The organism is uncultured Anaerococcus sp., from assembly GCF_963510915.1.
GTDB lineage: Bacteria > Bacillota > Clostridia > Tissierellales > Peptoniphilaceae > Anaerococcus.
The window spans coordinates 1-17,237 of the sequence record NZ_CAUPHG010000031.1; the positions used below are offsets into that span (position 1 = coordinate 1).

19 protein-coding genes are annotated in these 17,237 nt (G+C 33.3%); 1 reads left to right on the forward strand and 18 read right to left on the reverse strand.

The features are described from left to right. Positions 1-581: 581 nt before the first annotated feature. From RQ893_RS04075 to RQ893_RS04160, 18 genes are all read right to left on the reverse strand, one after another. Entirely contained in the window at positions 582-1,025 is a 444-nt protein-coding gene (locus RQ893_RS04075; RefSeq protein WP_311481776.1) for a MaoC/PaaZ C-terminal domain-containing protein, read from the reverse strand. Next, positions 1,025-2,155, reverse strand: a complete 1,131-nt coding sequence (locus RQ893_RS04080) for a haloacid dehalogenase-like hydrolase (RefSeq protein ID WP_311481777.1) — start codon at positions 2,153-2,155, stop codon at positions 1,025-1,027. Before RQ893_RS04080 ends, RQ893_RS04075 begins: the two co-directional genes overlap by 1 nt. Continuing rightward, positions 2,156-3,520, reverse strand: coding sequence for a class II fumarate hydratase (locus tag RQ893_RS04085; RefSeq protein WP_311481778.1), 1,365 nt, complete (start codon positions 3,518-3,520; stop codon positions 2,156-2,158). It lies immediately after the preceding gene. Beyond that, positions 3,520-4,938 (reverse strand): aspartate ammonia-lyase, encoded by a 1,419-nt coding sequence (locus RQ893_RS04090; protein ID WP_311481779.1) that lies wholly within the window; start codon positions 4,936-4,938, stop codon positions 3,520-3,522. Before RQ893_RS04090 ends, RQ893_RS04085 begins: the two co-directional genes overlap by 1 nt. A gap of 337 nt (positions 4,939-5,275) precedes the next feature. Further along, entirely contained in the window at positions 5,276-6,364 is a 1,089-nt protein-coding gene (locus RQ893_RS04095; RefSeq protein ID WP_311481780.1) for a sortase, read from the reverse strand. A gap of 170 nt (positions 6,365-6,534) precedes the next feature. Then, positions 6,535-7,665 (reverse strand): N-acetylglucosamine-6-phosphate deacetylase, encoded by a 1,131-nt coding sequence (nagA, locus tag RQ893_RS04100; RefSeq protein WP_311481781.1) that lies wholly within the window; start codon positions 7,663-7,665, stop codon positions 6,535-6,537. A 30-nt stretch (positions 7,666-7,695) separates the two neighbouring features. Next, positions 7,696-7,893 carry a hypothetical protein gene (locus RQ893_RS04105; protein ID WP_311481782.1) on the reverse strand — a complete coding sequence of 66 codons (198 nt, stop codon included), beginning with the start codon at positions 7,891-7,893 and terminating at the stop codon, positions 7,696-7,698. Positions 7,894-8,117: 224 nt separating this feature from the next. Further along, the gene (locus RQ893_RS04110; protein ID WP_311481783.1) at positions 8,118-8,405 is read right to left on the reverse strand and encodes an AraC family ligand binding domain-containing protein; all 288 of its coding nucleotides are present in this window, start codon (positions 8,403-8,405) and stop codon (positions 8,118-8,120) included. Positions 8,406-8,467: 62 nt separating this feature from the next. Beyond that, positions 8,468-9,040 (reverse strand): uracil-DNA glycosylase family protein, encoded by a 573-nt coding sequence (locus RQ893_RS04115; RefSeq protein WP_311481784.1) that lies wholly within the window; start codon positions 9,038-9,040, stop codon positions 8,468-8,470. Positions 9,041-9,288: 248 nt separating this feature from the next. Continuing rightward, positions 9,289-10,098: a Cof-type HAD-IIB family hydrolase gene (locus RQ893_RS04120; RefSeq protein WP_311481785.1), complete on the reverse strand. Its 810-nt coding sequence runs from the start codon at positions 10,096-10,098 to the stop codon at positions 9,289-9,291. 10 nt (positions 10,099-10,108) lie between these two features. Continuing rightward, positions 10,109-10,726 carry a dihydroxyacetone kinase subunit L gene (locus RQ893_RS04125; RefSeq protein ID WP_311481786.1) on the reverse strand — a complete coding sequence of 206 codons (618 nt, stop codon included), beginning with the start codon at positions 10,724-10,726 and terminating at the stop codon, positions 10,109-10,111. Positions 10,727-10,732: 6 nt separating this feature from the next. After that, complete coding sequence (locus tag RQ893_RS04130) at positions 10,733-11,746, reverse strand: dihydroxyacetone kinase subunit DhaK (RefSeq protein WP_311481787.1); 1,014 nt, start codon at positions 11,744-11,746, stop codon at positions 10,733-10,735. Positions 11,747-11,751: 5 nt separating this feature from the next. Beyond that, entirely contained in the window at positions 11,752-12,414 is a 663-nt protein-coding gene (locus RQ893_RS04135; protein WP_311481788.1) for a class II aldolase/adducin family protein, read from the reverse strand. 190 nt (positions 12,415-12,604) lie between these two features. Next, positions 12,605-13,414 (reverse strand): rhamnulose-1-phosphate aldolase, encoded by an 810-nt coding sequence (rhaD, locus tag RQ893_RS04140; RefSeq protein WP_311481789.1) that lies wholly within the window; start codon positions 13,412-13,414, stop codon positions 12,605-12,607. Between the two features lie 50 nt (positions 13,415-13,464). Continuing rightward, positions 13,465-14,808 carry a PTS transporter subunit IIC gene (locus tag RQ893_RS04145; protein WP_311481790.1) on the reverse strand — a complete coding sequence of 448 codons (1,344 nt, stop codon included), beginning with the start codon at positions 14,806-14,808 and terminating at the stop codon, positions 13,465-13,467. Positions 14,809-14,832: 24 nt separating this feature from the next. Continuing rightward, positions 14,833-15,111 (reverse strand): PTS sugar transporter subunit IIB, encoded by a 279-nt coding sequence (locus tag RQ893_RS04150; RefSeq protein ID WP_311481791.1) that lies wholly within the window; start codon positions 15,109-15,111, stop codon positions 14,833-14,835. 29 nt (positions 15,112-15,140) lie between these two features. Next, positions 15,141-15,602 carry a PTS sugar transporter subunit IIA gene (locus tag RQ893_RS04155; protein ID WP_311481792.1) on the reverse strand — a complete coding sequence of 154 codons (462 nt, stop codon included), beginning with the start codon at positions 15,600-15,602 and terminating at the stop codon, positions 15,141-15,143. 40 nt (positions 15,603-15,642) lie between these two features. Next, a complete protein-coding gene (locus RQ893_RS04160) occupies positions 15,643-16,377 on the reverse strand; it encodes a DeoR/GlpR family DNA-binding transcription regulator (RefSeq protein WP_311481793.1) in 735 nt (244 codons plus the stop codon). A 411-nt stretch (positions 16,378-16,788) separates the two neighbouring features. Here RQ893_RS04160 and RQ893_RS09110 point away from each other — a divergent pair, with 411 nt between their 5' ends. Beyond that, the gene (locus RQ893_RS09110) at positions 16,789-17,064 is read left to right on the forward strand and encodes a hypothetical protein (RefSeq protein ID WP_399523410.1); all 276 of its coding nucleotides are present in this window, start codon (positions 16,789-16,791) and stop codon (positions 17,062-17,064) included. Positions 17,065-17,237: the final 173 nt, after the last annotated feature.

The window sequence follows — 17,237 nt, forward strand, 5'->3', positions numbered from 1 at the left end:
CTAGGAAGTTACCAAAGATAGATGAAAATGTCACAAAAATTCTTACTATTGATTCTGGTAGATATGTACCGATTAGAATACCAAAAAGGATACCTAATAGCATTCTTGGAATTAAACCAATTTTTTTCATTTTTCTCTCCTTGTTTTTACTTTTTGTAAACCTTTGCAATGTGAAGAAAAAAATAATCCTATAGAGATAAAATATATAGAACCTTAGCCCTCAATTCTAAAATAAAAAATAATTTATAAATTTGGTCATCTCTAAAAACTATACTTTTCCTATCAATTAAAATTATATATGATAAAGACTTATATGTCAACATTCGTAAGAGTTTCATTGTAACTTGTTTCTAAAAAAACAAGTTTCCCAATATATCTAAAACTCTACCGATACCCTAATATATGCCCATTCTCATATATGATTTTAGATAAATATTTTTTATTAATTTTATCTAATTAAATTAGCAACAAAGATTTACATCTATTTTTCTATCATTAGCTTTCATAAACTGCAGTTCATTTTCTCGATTAAAAGCGGAGCATTTGCATAGTTAAACTTCAATTCTCAATAAATTTAGCAATCATTTGGGTCTAAAGACTACTAGTCCTGTGCAGCAATATTCGCTGACTATTTCGCCTTCAGGATTTGTTGCTGTCATAAGGTAAGTTACTGCTCCATTTATCCCTTCTTTTCTTATTTCCATATCAACAACTTCAATTTTGATTTTATATAAAGTATCGGGATACACTGGCCTTAACCACTTGCCATATTTAATACCTATTCCTGCGATTATACCTGGTTTATCAATGCCCGTTTTAACCCATTGACCCCAAAAAGCCATATTTGAATATGAACCTGGGGATATAATTCCTCCGAAAGAACTTGCCTTGGCAACCGCTTTGTTTATGTGTATGTCCCTTGGATCATAATTTTCACCTGCCCAAATCAGTTCTTCTTCGCTAAATTTTATAGGCTCTATTTCCTTATCAAAAACCATCCCTATTTTATAATCTTCAAAATACATTATCTTGACCTATCATCCCTAATAAATTTCTTGGCGTATTGGTCTCTGGCTTGGAGGATGATGGAATCTGACCCTGCTAGAGCCTTTGCTTTTAGCTTATTTATTTCACCATCCCTTGCCCTATCTATTATGAGCTTTAGTTGAGTTTCCCCAAATTCTGTCATCATAGAATAATCTCCATCACTATCACCACCTACCATTATTGGTCCGTAGTTGTTGGAATTTTTAATGTATTTTCTAATAGTTTCAGACTTACCTTCCTTTTGGGTTCTCGGGAAGTTATGGTCTAGGTCTGGGAGAATTTTCCCTTCCTCATCCTTGGCTAGTCTCATGCCGAGGACTTTTTCTTGGTCAAACTTATAGGAATTTCTTGTTGCAAAGGCCCTTACGATGTCTATAAAGGATGCAGAAACTATATAAACATCAATGCCCTCTCGCTCTAGGCTATGGTAAAGATCTGCCATTTCTCCTATATCTCCCAAACCTATATAGTAAGATATAGAAATTTGCCCTGCCTCGGAATCTATTTCTGGAGAAGTGAAAATTTCCCTTCTTGGCCTTTCTTTTTTTACAAATTCAAAGGCTTTGCTACAAAATTCTTCAATTTCATCCTGTCTATAGTTTGTAAAAAGAAAAGTCATCCAACAATAAGGGTCTCTGGAATTTTTGTCATAGACTGCTGCCTTGTAACGAAAAATCATCTTGGCTACAAATTCCTTATAGGCATTGGTTTCTTTTATTATTTCAAAAGGTACATCTCCTCCTAGCCTATCAGAAGTACCATAAAGCCTCCTATAGATATCATAAATATCAACAGCAATCTTATCTATATTTACAGCTTGTCCGTCAAGGTTTTTATAAGAATCTGCAAAATCAGCCCTATCTACATTTTTCCTAATAATCTCGTAAAGCTCATCAGGATTTATTTTAAAGGCTAGGTTGGTAACTAGATAATAAAAGGCAGCTTCTTCTACATCGCCAATTATTGACGTATTATCCCAATCAAAAACAGCGAAGGGCTTTTTTTGGGGATTGTAGGCTGGATTATCCCTGCCATGGTCAGCTATTAACTTGTTTATAAGTTTAAAAGCTCTGTCATTCCAAGAGCCTTTTTGTATATATTCTTTCATTTATACCATCTTCTCTGGATCTACTATTTTTATAAAATTATCATCTGTAACAAAGCCAAGTTTGGCATTAGCTTCTCTTAGGCTTAACTTATTTAAGTGGGCGAATTTTGCAAGTTCACTTGCCTTATCGTAGCCAATATATGGGGATAGGGATGTTACAAGCATGAGGGATTTGTCGAGATTTTCCTTAATTTTCTCTTCATTTGCTACAAGACCCCTAACAAGATGGAGATTAAAGGAATTAAGGCCCTTAGATAGGATTTTCACCGAATCGACCATCTTATAAATTATTAATGGCATATAGGCATTTAACTCGAGTTGTCCCAGGGAATTTGCCATAGTAATCACCTGGTCATTTGCCATGACTTCTAAGCAAATCATGGCTAACATCTCTATCTGGGTTGGATTGACCTTGCCAGGCATAATTGATGAGCCTGGTTCATTTGACGGTATTGTCAATTCACCAATCCCTGTCCTTGGCCCTGAGGATAAAAACCTAAGATCTTCTGCAATTTTCAAAAGGTCTGAAGCTAGGATTTTGATAGCTCCGTGAACCTTGGCTAGGTCATGTTTGCAAGATAGTTGCAAAAATTTATTAGTATCAGCTTTTAGGTCAAGACCAGTAAGCTTTGATAAGGTCTCAGCCATTTTTGTATCATATCCCTTTTTGGTATTTAAACCAGTACCAACAGCAGTCCCGCCAATTGCTAAGAAATTTAAAGCCTTAGAAGATTCTTCAATATAGGACCCATCCCTTTTTATAAGGTCACCATAAGTCCTAATTTCATCTGATAAGCGAAGGGGTGTAGCATCCTGCAAGTGAGTCCTTCCTGTCTTAATTATCCCCTCAAAATCATTAGCTTTATTATAAAATTCCTCGCTTATTTTTTCTATTTCATTAAGGAGATCTTCCTTTATTATCCTTAGGCTTGTAAGGTGCATGGCTGTTGGAAATACATCGTTGGTAGATTGACTCATGTTGACGTGGTCATTCGGATGAATTAGATTTTCACCCAAGATTTCATTTGCCAAATGGGCAAGGACTTCATTTACATTCATATTAGTCTGAGTTCCTGACCCTGTCTGATAAACTGTAAGTGGAAATTGGTCCTCGAAGCCCCCTGCCAAAACCTTGTCGCAAGCCGCCACTATGGCCTCTTTAAATTCATGGGAAAGCTTCCCCTGTTTATTATTAACAAGGGCTGCCGCCTTTTTTACTATAACTAAAGATTTTATTTGTTCAAGAGGAATTGTTGCAAGACCTTGGGGGAAGTTTTCGTAGGAACGTTGGGTTTGCGCACCCCAAAGCTTGTTGTTTTCTACTTTAATTTCTCCCATCGAATCTTTTTCAATCCTGTAATTCATCAGTCTTTCTCCATATGTTCTTCATCTAAGATTCCAGGTTTAGTCATCTTTTTGTAGTCTAGAATCTTATCAACTTCTTCACTTGTCATAAGCTTCTTTTCTAAAATTAAATCTCTAATTGGCCTTGCATCTCTCATTGACTGTTTTGCAATCGCTGATGCCATATCGTAGCCTATGTGTGGAGCAAAAGCTGTGATTATTCCTACAGAATTTTCAACTTTAGCTCTTAATTTCTCCTTATTGGCTGTGATGCCTTCTATACAATTAACAGTTAGGGTTTGAAGAGCACCCCTAAGGCTTGTGATTGACTGAATTAGGGCATAGAAAATGATTGGCTCAAAGGCATTTAGCTCAAGTTGTCCAGCTTCAACTGCCATAGTCACTGTTAGGTCATTGCCTACAACCAAAAAGGCAACCTGGTTTACAACCTCTGGTATAACAGGATTTACCTTACCTGGCATGATTGATGACCCAGCCTGTTTGGCTGGTAATTTAAAGTCAGAAATCCCCGTAGTAGGACCAGAAGATAGGAGTCTTAGGTCGTTTGCTACCTTGGAAATACTTGCCGCAAAGGTTTTGAGAACAGAAGAAGTGAATAAAAATCCATCTAAGTTTTGGGTAGAGTCAATCAAGTCTTCTGCTTGTTTAAGTTCTAGGCCAGTAATTTCTCTTAGGACCTTATCAATATTTTCTACAAAATGGTCATCAGCGTTAAGACCTGTACCCACAGCTGTGCCTCCAAGATTAATTGATGAAAGCTCTTCGATTGCTTTTTTAAACCTAATTAGTCCCCTTTCCACAACCCTAGAATAGGCCTTAAATTCTTGGCCAAGAGTGATTGGAACTGCGTCTTGGAGCTGGGTACGGCCCATTTTTACATAATCGTCAAAGTCTGCTGCCTTTTTATCCAAAGCTTCAATTAATTTTTCTGTATCTATAGACAAGTCATTTATGTAACGAATTATGGCTATTTTACCTGCTGTTGGTATAACGTCATTTGTAGATTGACCCAAGTTTACGTGGTCATTTGGGTGGATATATTCATAGTGCCCAAGACTACCTCCAAGGGCAACATTAGCGATATTTGCAATTACTTCGTTGGCGTTCATATTAAAGGAAGTGCCAGCACCGCCTTGGATTGGATCAACTATGAAATCTTCTAGATGACAGCCGGCTAAAACTTCATCACAAGCATCCACAATCGCCTTTGTTTTTCTATCCGAAAGGATACCTACCCTATTGTTTTGGATAGCACAAGCCTTTTTCACCTCAACAATAGCTCTAGTAAAGTAAGGGTCCATAGCCTTGTTAGTAATCTTAAAATTTTCATAAGCCCTATAGGCATTTGCACCATAATAAGCATCTTTTGGAATCCTAAGTTCCCCTAAAGAATCTCGTTCCACCCTATAATCTGTCATAACTGTCTCCTTTTAGTATTTTGCTAAAATTTAAAATGCTTCATACATTAATTATAAACTAAGCAAACGATTTTTCCAAATAAAAATTCATTCTCTCCGCCTTTATTTTTTTAAAAAAATAAGACCGTCACCGGTCTTTTATAATTTAAAAATTATTTGTCTAAATTGTTTGCAGTCAAAGAGCTTTCACTCATGACTTAGTTTAACTAGGAATCTTAGCTAATTTAAACTTTAATTCCTAAGATTCCTAGCATCACTCAAAGTCGATAAGATTTGTGCCTATCCCTAGGGTCTTGACAAAACACACCAAGCACTTCTATATCTCTTACTTTAGTTCTTATTTTCTTTTTTTACTAGCATACAAGGCGGTTGAGCTTGCACCTAGGCCTAGTATTGCAAGGATTGAAGATGCCACTCCAGTTTTTACATTCTTGCCTGAAGTTTTTATATTGGCCTTTACTTCTTTTTTTGCAGCCTTAGTTTTTTGTTCAACTTTTTTACCTTCTTCGGCCTTTTTGCCTGCTGTTTTTTTAATTCCGTCGTCTTTTTTGTCTACTTTTTCTGTCTTTTCAGGTGCTTTTTCAGCCTTTGCATAGACTAAGTCACCATTTTCAAAATATGTGCCATCAGCCAATTTTACAAGAACTATTGGCTTGATAAATTTCACATCTGCTGGTAATTTTGTAATCTCTATCTCATAACCACCTTCAACTTCTTTAACTGTGTAGTCTTCTGTAGGTAGCTCTTGTTTATTGTATTTAGGAGTAGATGATGAAACGCCATCCACCTTCATTGCCTTATAATCAGTATCTGTAACATAATTTAATTTTATAAACTTATCCTTGCTTTCGCCGATTTTTTTAAGTCCCTTTAAGGTAGATTTAATTCTTATTTTATTTTGATCAAGACCAACATAATTTTTATTATTATGTGGATTGTTATTATTTCTATCTCCCACAACTTCAAAATCAACTAGGGCTTTGTGGGTATAATCCCTAAATAAGCCTTGTTTTTTGCCATTGATTTTTTTGAAAGGTATTTTTTCCATCTCTTCAAGTTTAGCTTGATCAATATTTTCATCAGCTAATAGCTCCTTAGCCCTAGCTATTGATTTTTTAATTTCTTCCTTGGTTTGACCTTCATAGACAATAGAAGGATTGTCTACAGCTTCTTCATCAAAAGAATCTAAATATTTTTTAAGGTCTTCTTTAGCCTTAGAAACTTTTTCATCAAAAACTTTCTTACTCTCATCTTCATCAGCCATTTTTTCATCTGATTTTAAGATAGGGCTTTCTTCTTTTTGTTCGCTAACTGCCTCTTTTTTTGGAAGCTCTTCATTTTCTTGACTAGCATTTACTTGACCAGGCAAGAAATTCAAAGCCATTAAAATAGCTAAACCTAAACCTGTTTTGTTTTTTATTTTCATAATTACCTCCAATATTATTTTAATCCCACAAAAATATATTTTATGGCGCATAAATTATTATCTATTCAAGTTAATTATAATAAAATTTTTAACAATTGTCAATAACGATTATCAATACTATCTCACAAGAAAAGCCCCCAAATGCGGGGACTTTGTAAGTGGTTGTTTATCTAGCAACAATAAACTTCTTTTCCATTTAGGTAAGTGGCTTTTAAATTCATATCATAGTCTAGAACTATAAAATCCGCAGCGTAACCTTCGTGGAGCTTGCCACAAATATTGTCTATGCCAACAGATTTAGCCGGAATTAGACTTGCCATTTGAATAGCTTCAAATACATCAGCTATTTCCCAATCTACAACATTTTTTATAGCTTCTTTTAATTTTAGAATAGAACCTGCAAGAGATCCTCCGTCTTTAAGTCTAGCTGTTCCATCCTTAACTATAACAGGGAATTCTCCTAGCATATAATCGCCATCTGCCATACCACCTGCGCTCATACAGTCAGTTATTAAAGCGATTTTGTCCCTTCCCTTAGTATTCATTAGGATACCAGCAGCATTTGGATTTACGTGATGACCATCGCAAATTAACTCAGAAATTGCATCTGTAGCCATAGCAGCTCCAACCATTCCTGGTTCTCTATGGTGGAGGCCACTCATACCATTAAAGGTATGGACAAATATATTAGCCCCAGCATCAACAGCAGCAACCGCCTGATCAAAGCTAGCATCAGAATGTCCGAGAGCAACTCTCACATCTAGGGCGTTGGCCTTTTTGATAAAGTCCTCTGCCCCTTCCCTTTCAGGAGCGATAGCAATCTTATTTACAAGACTATCTGAAATTTCGATCCATTCTTTTAAATAATCGATTTTTGGATTTGACATATAAGCAGGATTTTGGGCTCCCTTATATTTCTCAGTAAAAAATGGTCCTTCAAGGAAAATCCCCCTTACCTTTGCCCCTTCTACATCCTTATATTCTGCTGCAACTCTCTTCAAAGCTGCATCTGTCTTTTCCTTAGAATCAGTAAGGGTAGTTGGCAAAAAGCTAGTAACTCCGCACTCCAAAAGCCCCTTAGAAATAACATTTAAAGCGCCTTCTTCAGCATTCATTATATCCTTACCAGCATATCCGTGAATGTGAGTGTCAACTAGGCCTGGTGCCACAATTTCACCTAGATATTCATAATTCTCTGGTTCATTTTTGGAAAATCCAACTATAACGCCGTCTTCTACTTCCATAAAATAATCTTCTAACATGGTGTCTTCTAATACAAAATAATCTGCCTTATAAAACATAAATCCTCCTTTTAATATATGGTCCTATATCTACCCAAGTTTGCTTGTATCATTAGCCAATAAGCCGGTCCAAGTTTCCCTCTTAAAGATTTTACTAAGACTTAAAACCAAAACTATAGCCGCCAATAGTCTGATTAGCAGGTTATCCCTGGTAGTCAAGGCATTAGAGGCAACAACAATAAGAGCAATATAGTATATGTTAATGATAATTTTCTTAAATTTATCCATAAACTCTCCCTTATTTTTAATAAATCTTATATTAAATATATACCCTTTTTAGTGGTAATTACCATTAATTTTTAAAAAAAATTTTACCTCTTCATTGCTTGATAAAATTAATCATCTTTAATTTTGTAAATAAACATGAAAGCAAAAAAGAGACAGGTCAATGGCCCATCTCTTTATACCTAATAAGCTAAAACTATATAATTATTAACCTAAAGTCTCAACATCTATATCCCAGCCTTAATAACCATTAAATCACTATCTTCAATGGCTTCCAAGGCGTGCATTTCGTCTGGTTTCATCAAGATAATATCTCCAGGAACAATGATTTCTTTTCCATTTTCTCCAGTGAAATTTACCTTTCCCTTATAAATTACCACTACTACATTTTTATCTGACTTATGACTTGGCACCTCTTCACCTTTTTTTATCTGCAAGTGAGTGATTTGAAGATTTTCCTTGTCTACAAGGTGCTCGAATTTACCATCCAGAATATTTGCGCTTATTTTTTTCATAAAACCTCCTTATTGATAATTAGTATTGATAAAATAATTATACTATTTTTGATTCTTATAACCTATAGTAAATTTCCAACAATTTTCTTTAACTCAGGCAATGCATCATCCTTAAAAAATGTATTTTTAGCCATCCACCTATTATTTAGGGGACTTGGGTGAACTATTGGAAAATAGGTTGGTAAAAATTTTTCAAAATTCCTAACTGTTTCAGTAAGATTTTTCGTAAATTTATCCTTCAAATAAAACTTTTGAGCATAGGCACCAATCAAAATAGTCAATTTCACATCCGTTAATTCATCTAATAATAAAGGGTGATATTCTTTTGCGATAAAGGACCTGGGCGCCTTATCACCCGTTTTTGCCTTGCCAGGATAATAAAAATCCATTGGAATAATAGAAAAATCTTCGCTATGAAGGGCATCTTCCGATATACCCATCCATTTGACAAGATTTTCCCCACTCTTATCATTGAATAAAATACCAGTTTCTTCAACCCTTTTCCCCGGAGCTTGGCCAATTATCAAAATTTTAGCATTTCTATTAAATTGAAAGATAGGACCAATTCCTCTTTCTGTATAGGATTTATTTCTAGGATCTTTCTTTAATTTTTCTACTATTTCCTTTTCTTCCATAAAGATTTTTCTTCTTTCTATTTTTATTAAGAGTATTTCACATATTATAGTTTCTTGAGTTTTAACTAATGCTTTACAGTAGATATATACCCATTTATTAAATTTACTATATTTTCTCAAAGAAAAAGCCCTGGTTTCCCAGAGCTTTTGGTTTGTATAGTTATATTATTTTGTTTTCGCCTAAGAAATTAGTGCTATTAATTCTAAAATACACACTATACAACATATTTTTAATATGAAATAAACAATTATATATTAAAGTAATTTATCAAGAAATCTGCAACGCCATCTTCTGAGTTAGGCTTGGCAATATAATCAGCCTTCGATTTAAGCGCATCTTTTCCATTTCCCATAGCAACAGAAACACCAGCATATTCTATCATTTCAATATCATTTACGTTGTCTCCGAAAGCCATTATCTGGTTTCTATCGATATTTAAATACTCAGCCAAAAACTTTAAAGCCTTACCTTTGCTTGAGTTTTTATTCAATATCTCATAGCTAAATGTTTCATTCCTAATTGTGGCAAATTTCTCTTCAAGGACATTTAAATTTTCCTTCTGAAAATTATCTAATAGATTCTCTTCTCCCATAACGTTTATTCTGCAGATAGGTTCATTTTTATATGAACTAACTCTTCTACTCTCCATCCTTAAGATGTTCTTATCAAGAATAAATGCTTCGTTTGGATTTTGTTCATCAATATATATATAATCATCAGTATATATACATGAATGAAGATTGTTATCCCTCTCAGTAAGCGACTTAATTAATAAATAATCGTCTAAACTCAAAGAATTTACTTTGATACTCCCATTATCAACATTTTCCCTAATTATAGATCCTGTGTTTGTGATTGAATAATTACCTTGTCCTAATGTACCTAGCTGTTTAAGAAATCTGCTAAAGCCAGCATAAGGTCTGCCTGTAGCTATGACTATTTTTATATTTTTGTTTAAAATTTTTTTAATTGCTTTTATATTATTATCTGATAGTTCTCTTTCCTCATTTAATAAGGTTCCATCTAAATCAAAAGCTATCAATTTAATATTTTCCATATTTACTATCTTATTTGTTGTAATATTTGTCTAGAGCTTCAAAAAGAAGTTTACCTACATAAGCTCCGCCATCCATATGTCCTAGAGTTTTTTCCCCGTGATATGATGCTCTTCCGTGTTGGCTTACCATATTTTTAGTTTCTTCTGCACCTTTATCAGCTTCTTTAGCCATAGCAGAAACAAGCTTCTCTATTCCTTCAGATTTAACATCTTCTGTATTTGCAACTGCTGGAATTAATGAATCTAATATAGTTTTTTCTCCCGCTTTAGAACCTGTTTTACCAACTATATTATCAACTCCCGCTTTAATAGCCTCATATAGTTCATCGCTAGATAAATCATTCTTCCCCTTGGTAGCTTTTGCCATACCAATCATACCAAAAGATAATATTGTTCCCAATGATGATGGTGCGCTCTCATTAAAATCTCTACCCATTTTGATAAAAACTTTTCCTAAGTCATTCTCATCATGGTTAAAATTATCAAGCAAACCTCTAAATCCCTGACACATTGAGATACCTAAATCTCCATCACCAAATAGTTGATCTAAGCTTATTAAATACTCTTTATTCTCAATCATCAGTTGCTCAATTAGCTCATTTATCTTAAAAACGTCTTTAGTATTCATATATACCTACCTATTATAATTTGTATAGAATGGAGTGTCTGCAACCTCTAGTAATAATTCTTTTAACTCATTATCTAATTTAAACAATGTTACTGAGAGACCAGCCATTTCCATAGATGTAGCAAAGTTTCCTATATGTGGTTGAATTATCTTTATTTTCTTTTCTTTTAATGTATCATATAATCTGTTGTATATAATATACATTTCATCTAATGGAGTTGATCCTAATCCGTTAATCATAACTGATATCTCGTCATTTTCTTCAAGGTTAACTTCTCCCAGTAACTTCTCTAACAATATATCTGCTATTTCATCTGCTGTCATCATTTTCTTAACTTCGATACCAGCTTCGCCATGGATTCCCATACCTATTTCTATTTCATCATCATTGATAGAAAATGTAGCTTTGCCCGCTTCAGGAACGACGCAAGGACTTAATGCCACTCCCATTGTTCTTATATTTTCTAAAGCTTTATTAGTTATAGATGCAACTTTGTTTAAATCATAGCCCTTATCAGCTGCAGCACCAGCTATTTTGTATGCGTAAACTATTCCAGCTACACCTCTTCTTGTATCTCTTTTATCATAAGGTGCGCTTGCTATATCATCTTTTGCCGCAATTTTTATTGTTTCAATATCATCAAAGTCTGTCATCTCTGTGGCCATATTAAAGTTCATATTATCTCCGCCATAGTTACCATATAAACATAAAACGCCTTTACCAAAATCACATTCTCTAATCAAATCTTCCATCTTAGAAGCAGCAGGTGAAGCGAAAACATTACCTACTGCACAACCATCAAGCATTTTATCTCCCACGTATCCTAAGAATAATGGAAGATGTCCACTACCTCCAGCTGTTACTATTCCTACCTTATCCTTTTTTGGATTATCTTTACGTATAAGCATCCTAAAATCATCATTTAATAATGCATATTTATCAGAATGGGCTTTAATGATGCCTTCCATAAATTCCTTAGTGTAGTCCTCTGGTTTATTAATTATTTTTTTCATTTTCATTAGTATTAACCCTCTAAATCTAGTTTTTCTGGATATTTCCAAATATCAAAATCTTCTTGTTTGAACGATTCTGGTTCTTTTCCACCATTTATCATTAATACATTAAAATAGATGTGAGCTATGTCTTCTAAATATTGCATGTTTAGATATGCTTTTTCCAAATCTTCACCTATACCAACAGCTCCGTGTTTTTCCATCAAAAAGGCGTTTGATATCTTGCATGATTCTATTACGGTTCTAGCTAGTTCTGGGGTTCCTGGTGTTGCGAATGGAGCAACTGGAATTTTTGCTTCCTTTAGTCCCATAGTAGCTAACTCATAGACTATTGCTGGAATTTCTTTACCAAGAACAGCGAAGCTAGTCGCGTATTTAGAGTGTGTATGAGCTACACCGCTTATATCATCTCTTGTTTTGTAAATTTGTAGATGCATCATTGTTTCACTAGATGGTCTTCTATCATTTTTGGCTTCTATTATATTGCCATCTAAATCAACAACCACAATATCATCAGTTGTTAATTTCATTCTATCTACAGTAGCAGGAGTTACAACAACATATCCTGTTTCCTTATCTTTTTCACTAAAATTGCCAGATCCTGGTTGGCATAGTCCCTTTAACTGCGCATCTTTAGAAATCCTAATGACATTATTTTTTAATTCTTCTAACATAATTTTCTCCAAGTTATTTTCTTCAAACTGTTTCCATCCAATGACTTATTTTGAATAATCTTATCCATTATTAATTTATATATTTGTTTGCTTGTAGTTCTATTAAATGATTTATTTTATGATTTTTTTAAAAAAGCACTGATAATAAATATTATTAATCATCAGCACTTTTTCACCGAGTTAATTTTCTTTATTCAAATATGTCTTCTCTAGCTTTTAAGTTTAAACTACTAGCAAAGTCTTTAATTTGTTGATCAGATAGACCTTCAGTTTTTCGTATAGCTAATGTATCCAAATATATGCCCGCCGCTTTATTTACTGTTTCTATAAGTCCAAAGCAATCTTGATAACTTTTCCCAGAAGCCATAACACCATGATTAGCCCATACTACTATCCTGGAAACTTTTAATTTTTTCGCAGTAGCACTTCCTATTGATTCAGTGCCAGGTAGTTGCCAAGGAACAACACCTATCCCATCATGGAATACATATACACCTTCTGTCAATACTCTCCATAGTGGTAACGTATATGATTTATCATTAGGTTCTAAAACAAGACCTAACTTTACAATGTTGGTTGCATGATTATGAAGAATCACTTTATGTTCTGGATCTATATCTAATCTCGAACTATGAGATAAAGTGTGTAAATAAAATTCACTTGTTGGTTTATTGTCATTATTAAGCCCCCACACTATAGTATAACCCTTTTCAGTTATCCTAACCACTCCGATATCTGTGTTTAAATTATTCTTCAATGTTCTAAAATGACTACCACTTGCAGTTATTAAAATATATCTTCCAATAAGATTTTTTGGCATATTAGGAGTATCTATATGTCTCTCTTTTGAGCTGTCTAGATTTATTTGTGAAACTTCATCATCAGAAAGTAAATAACTTACATTTCCTCCATTATATTCATCCCATCCGCGTCTCCACATATCATAGGTGATATCAGCTATTCCTTTTACAGGGTCTGAGTTCATAAAATCATTTTTCATGTTTATCTCCTTTTTATTCTCTTCTTTTACAATGCTTTTTTAATTATTTTCTATTCTGCACTCAATTGCTGATTATATTTTTTTCTGTCTCTTAATAAAAGTACAAATACAGCTAAAAATACAAAGAATCCTACTATAGATAAGATATCACCATTAAATCCATTGACAAGAAGATATCTAACTATAGGACCTTCAAAAGTACTCCAACCTATCATATTTTGTCCAGATGCTAATGTGCCTGTTTCTTTAGCTAATCTTGTTAAATAAGGTGCAAAATATGTAGCCCCATATAGGAATATTGGTGCTGTCCATATACCATGTATTATCATCCTTAATAGGTTTCCGTTTGTTAACAATAATGCTGCTACAACAAATGACAAGTTAATTATTCCAGCAAATGGTAACACCTTATTTCCTGGTAATATTAGAGAAAATAGAAGCAAGAAAGGTATTGTAATGATTACAGCAACCCACAACTCATTTCTACCTCCAAGTATAGGCCAATCCAATCCAATATATATGTCTGAATCTTGCCCATGCTTTCTTTTCATATAATCAGATACAGCTTCTGAAATTGGAGACAACGCTTCAGAAAACAACTTTGATACCATTGGGAATAATGTTAGTGCTGTGGCTGCTTGAACAGAAAGTATTAATGACTCTTTAACTTCATAACCAGCTAATAAACCTAATCCCAATCCTATTATGGCTCCCATCACTGAGTTCTCTCCAAAAATTCCTATTTTATCTCTTATTGCTCTCGAATCTAACTCTTTATTTAAAAATGGTATTTTCTTAAGCAATTGATCTACTGGATATAATATAACCGCAAACAACGATATAAAATGAGGAACTGTCACGTTTGGTATACCTGTCAATCTCTCTACCTCTGGTTGCCATGCGTCTCCTAATTTCAATTCTAAAAATATAAATATAGAAGCAGCTACAAAGCCAAGTATTACGTTTCCTGTAAAATATGAAACCAGTACAGCACTAAAAATTTTATTCCACACATTCCATAAATCTACATTTAATGTTTTAGTTTGCTTTGTTGCTAGCATGACTATATTAATAAACACTTGAAGCGGAAATACTAAAAACGCTAAAGGCCATGCCCATGTTATAGATGCTGCTCCTGGCCATCCCACATCAACTGCTGGCAATGTTATGCCTGTATTTTTAGACATTGCTTGCGCTGCACCACCCATGGTAGAGCCCATAAAGTCGATTAGAAGACTCATTCCTGTAAAGGCAATACCTATTGTAAGTCCCGCTTTAAAAGCGTCTTTAACTTTCATCTTCATCAGCAATCCAATTACAAACATTAATAGCGGCATAAAAACAGCAGCTCCCATATCTAATATGTAATTAATTACATTTGCTAACACACTCATTTTTTCCTCCTAACAAATAAAAATCTACTCATTTATATAATTGATGATTTTTTCTAACTCCTGATCCATTCCGACTCCTGTTAAAAATGCAATACCATTAAAAACAGGAACACCATAGTCTTTCTCTGGCTTTACTATTGATACGTAAGCATCTGCATTCTTTATATGGTGGTCTAGTGACTTCATATCAACTGCTTCAACTTTCACATCAATTCCCTTTTTTGCTAATTCTCTTTCTAGCTTTGACGCTACTGTTTGAGAAGTTGCCACTCCAGATCCACATGCTACTATTATTCTTTTCATTTTTATCTCCTTTAATTTATTAATAATTACTATTCAGTAAATGCCTTGTACATACTTTCAACACTATCTGATTTTTTTATTTTGTCAACGAATTCTTCATTATCAAATAAATTCATCAATGACGATAGCAACCCAACTTGGTTTTTTGGCTCCTTGATTCCTAATACTACAATAAACTCTGGATGAACTATTAAATCATCTGTTCCCATTTGTATAAATTCTATATTCTTTTCTTTCATTTTATTTATGAAAATAAACGGCTTCCTTATATGTTGAACATCTGTGTGAGGTATTGCTACTGTTATTTTAGGCATTTCTAAACCTGTGGGATATTTTTTTTCTCTCTCCACTATTGCATCATGAAATGTTTCCTCTACGTAGCCTTTTTCGAATAAAATATTTGAAATATTTCGAAAAAATTCCTCGCAATTCAAAGATTCATTATCTATTATGATAAGTTCCTCTTTTGTCAAATTTGATATATCACTCATTATTTTTACTCCTTCAACAAATAAAATTTAGGATCTGAAATTATACAAGTATTAATTCAAGCTTATCTTTGAGCGCATTTTTTAATTTGTTGGAGATATTGTTTTCGGTAATAAATATATCTATATCTGAAAATTTAAAAGTTTTTTCATTCCCAATATGCTTTTCTTTATTTGCGCTAGCTCCAATTATTCTTTTTTTTGAATTATTGCTAATTTCAGTTTGTATCTTTATTGACTCTTCGTTATTTTCAGTAAATTCAAACTCTTGAGAGAATCCAGTAGTACCAAAAAAAGATTTATCAAAGATAACGTTAGATACATTAGAAAAACTTCCAGGAAAATAAGTGCCATAAGTTACATCACTTACATATCCACCTATTAGGAAGACTTTGTTAGATGTCAAATCTTTCAATCTTAATGCCAACGGCACGCTTGCAGTCACAACAATTAACTGCAGATCCTTTGGCAAATAATCTGCCATGAAATAATAAGTACTACTATTGTCTATAAAAATAGTATCGTTATTCTCTAACAGGCTAGCACACATTTTTGATATCTTTCTCTTTGAATCAACATCTATAATTAACCTATCTGTAAATGTTGAGCAAGATTCTGCTCCTCCATGAGTCCTTACAATACTACCTTTGTTTTCTAGTTTGCTTAAATATTTTCTTATTGTTTGAATCGATAATTTGAAATGATCTGAAAGCTCATTATTTGACACTTTTCTATTTTTTAATATATACTCCCTAATTGCTTCTTCTTTGTTGCCCAATAAGTTTTCCCTCCTCTCTTTTTGCTTTCGATATTCAGGCTTTCCTTTCGTTTTTCTTTCGTTTATATTTTATTATAGTTTCGTTTAATTGTCAAATGATTTTTTATTACCCATCAAAATTCTTTTACATACTTGAGCTGTTAAAATAAATTTTATAAAAAGTAATAAGTACTGTATGATTTTAAGATTCTGCTATCTTATAAAATACTGAGTAATATGTTTATTTTAGCACTTTATTTAGGATTTAAACGCTTTCTTTATCTCTTGTTTCTAACCATTTTCATCTGTAGTTAGTCTTAACTAAAGATTTCTATTTAGTCTTGCCTTGTTTACATAATACATAAGATACCATTGAAGTTATAGGTGATTTTCAAAAAATAATGAAACCTTTATTGAAAAGCTTCTATTGACATTGTCAGAAATTTAAGATTTAAAATTGCTTTTGCTGGAACTAACGGCGTTAAAAACAACGATATTTTCAGTTATAACGAAGAAGAGGGGGAAGTACAAAAAATAGCTCTAAATAATTCTATAAGAAGATATATATTAGCAGATTCTAGCAAAATGAATAAACAAGATTACTTATCCTACTATAAGACGAGTGATTTAACAGGAATTATAACTGATTCTAAGATTAGTAAAACCGATTTGAAAATGTTAGAAGAATATACAAGTTTAATCTTATAACCATAGTTAACGTCATGTTTTTAGGAGGATTTCGAATATATATCAAACCAAAATCCTCTTAAATTTTTTCAAAATCCTATTGACTTAAAATCGGTAACTAAAATAAAAACAGTCCTAATTTTGACCTGAACCCGTAAACACGGAATAATTTAATAATATTTTAAGCGGAATGT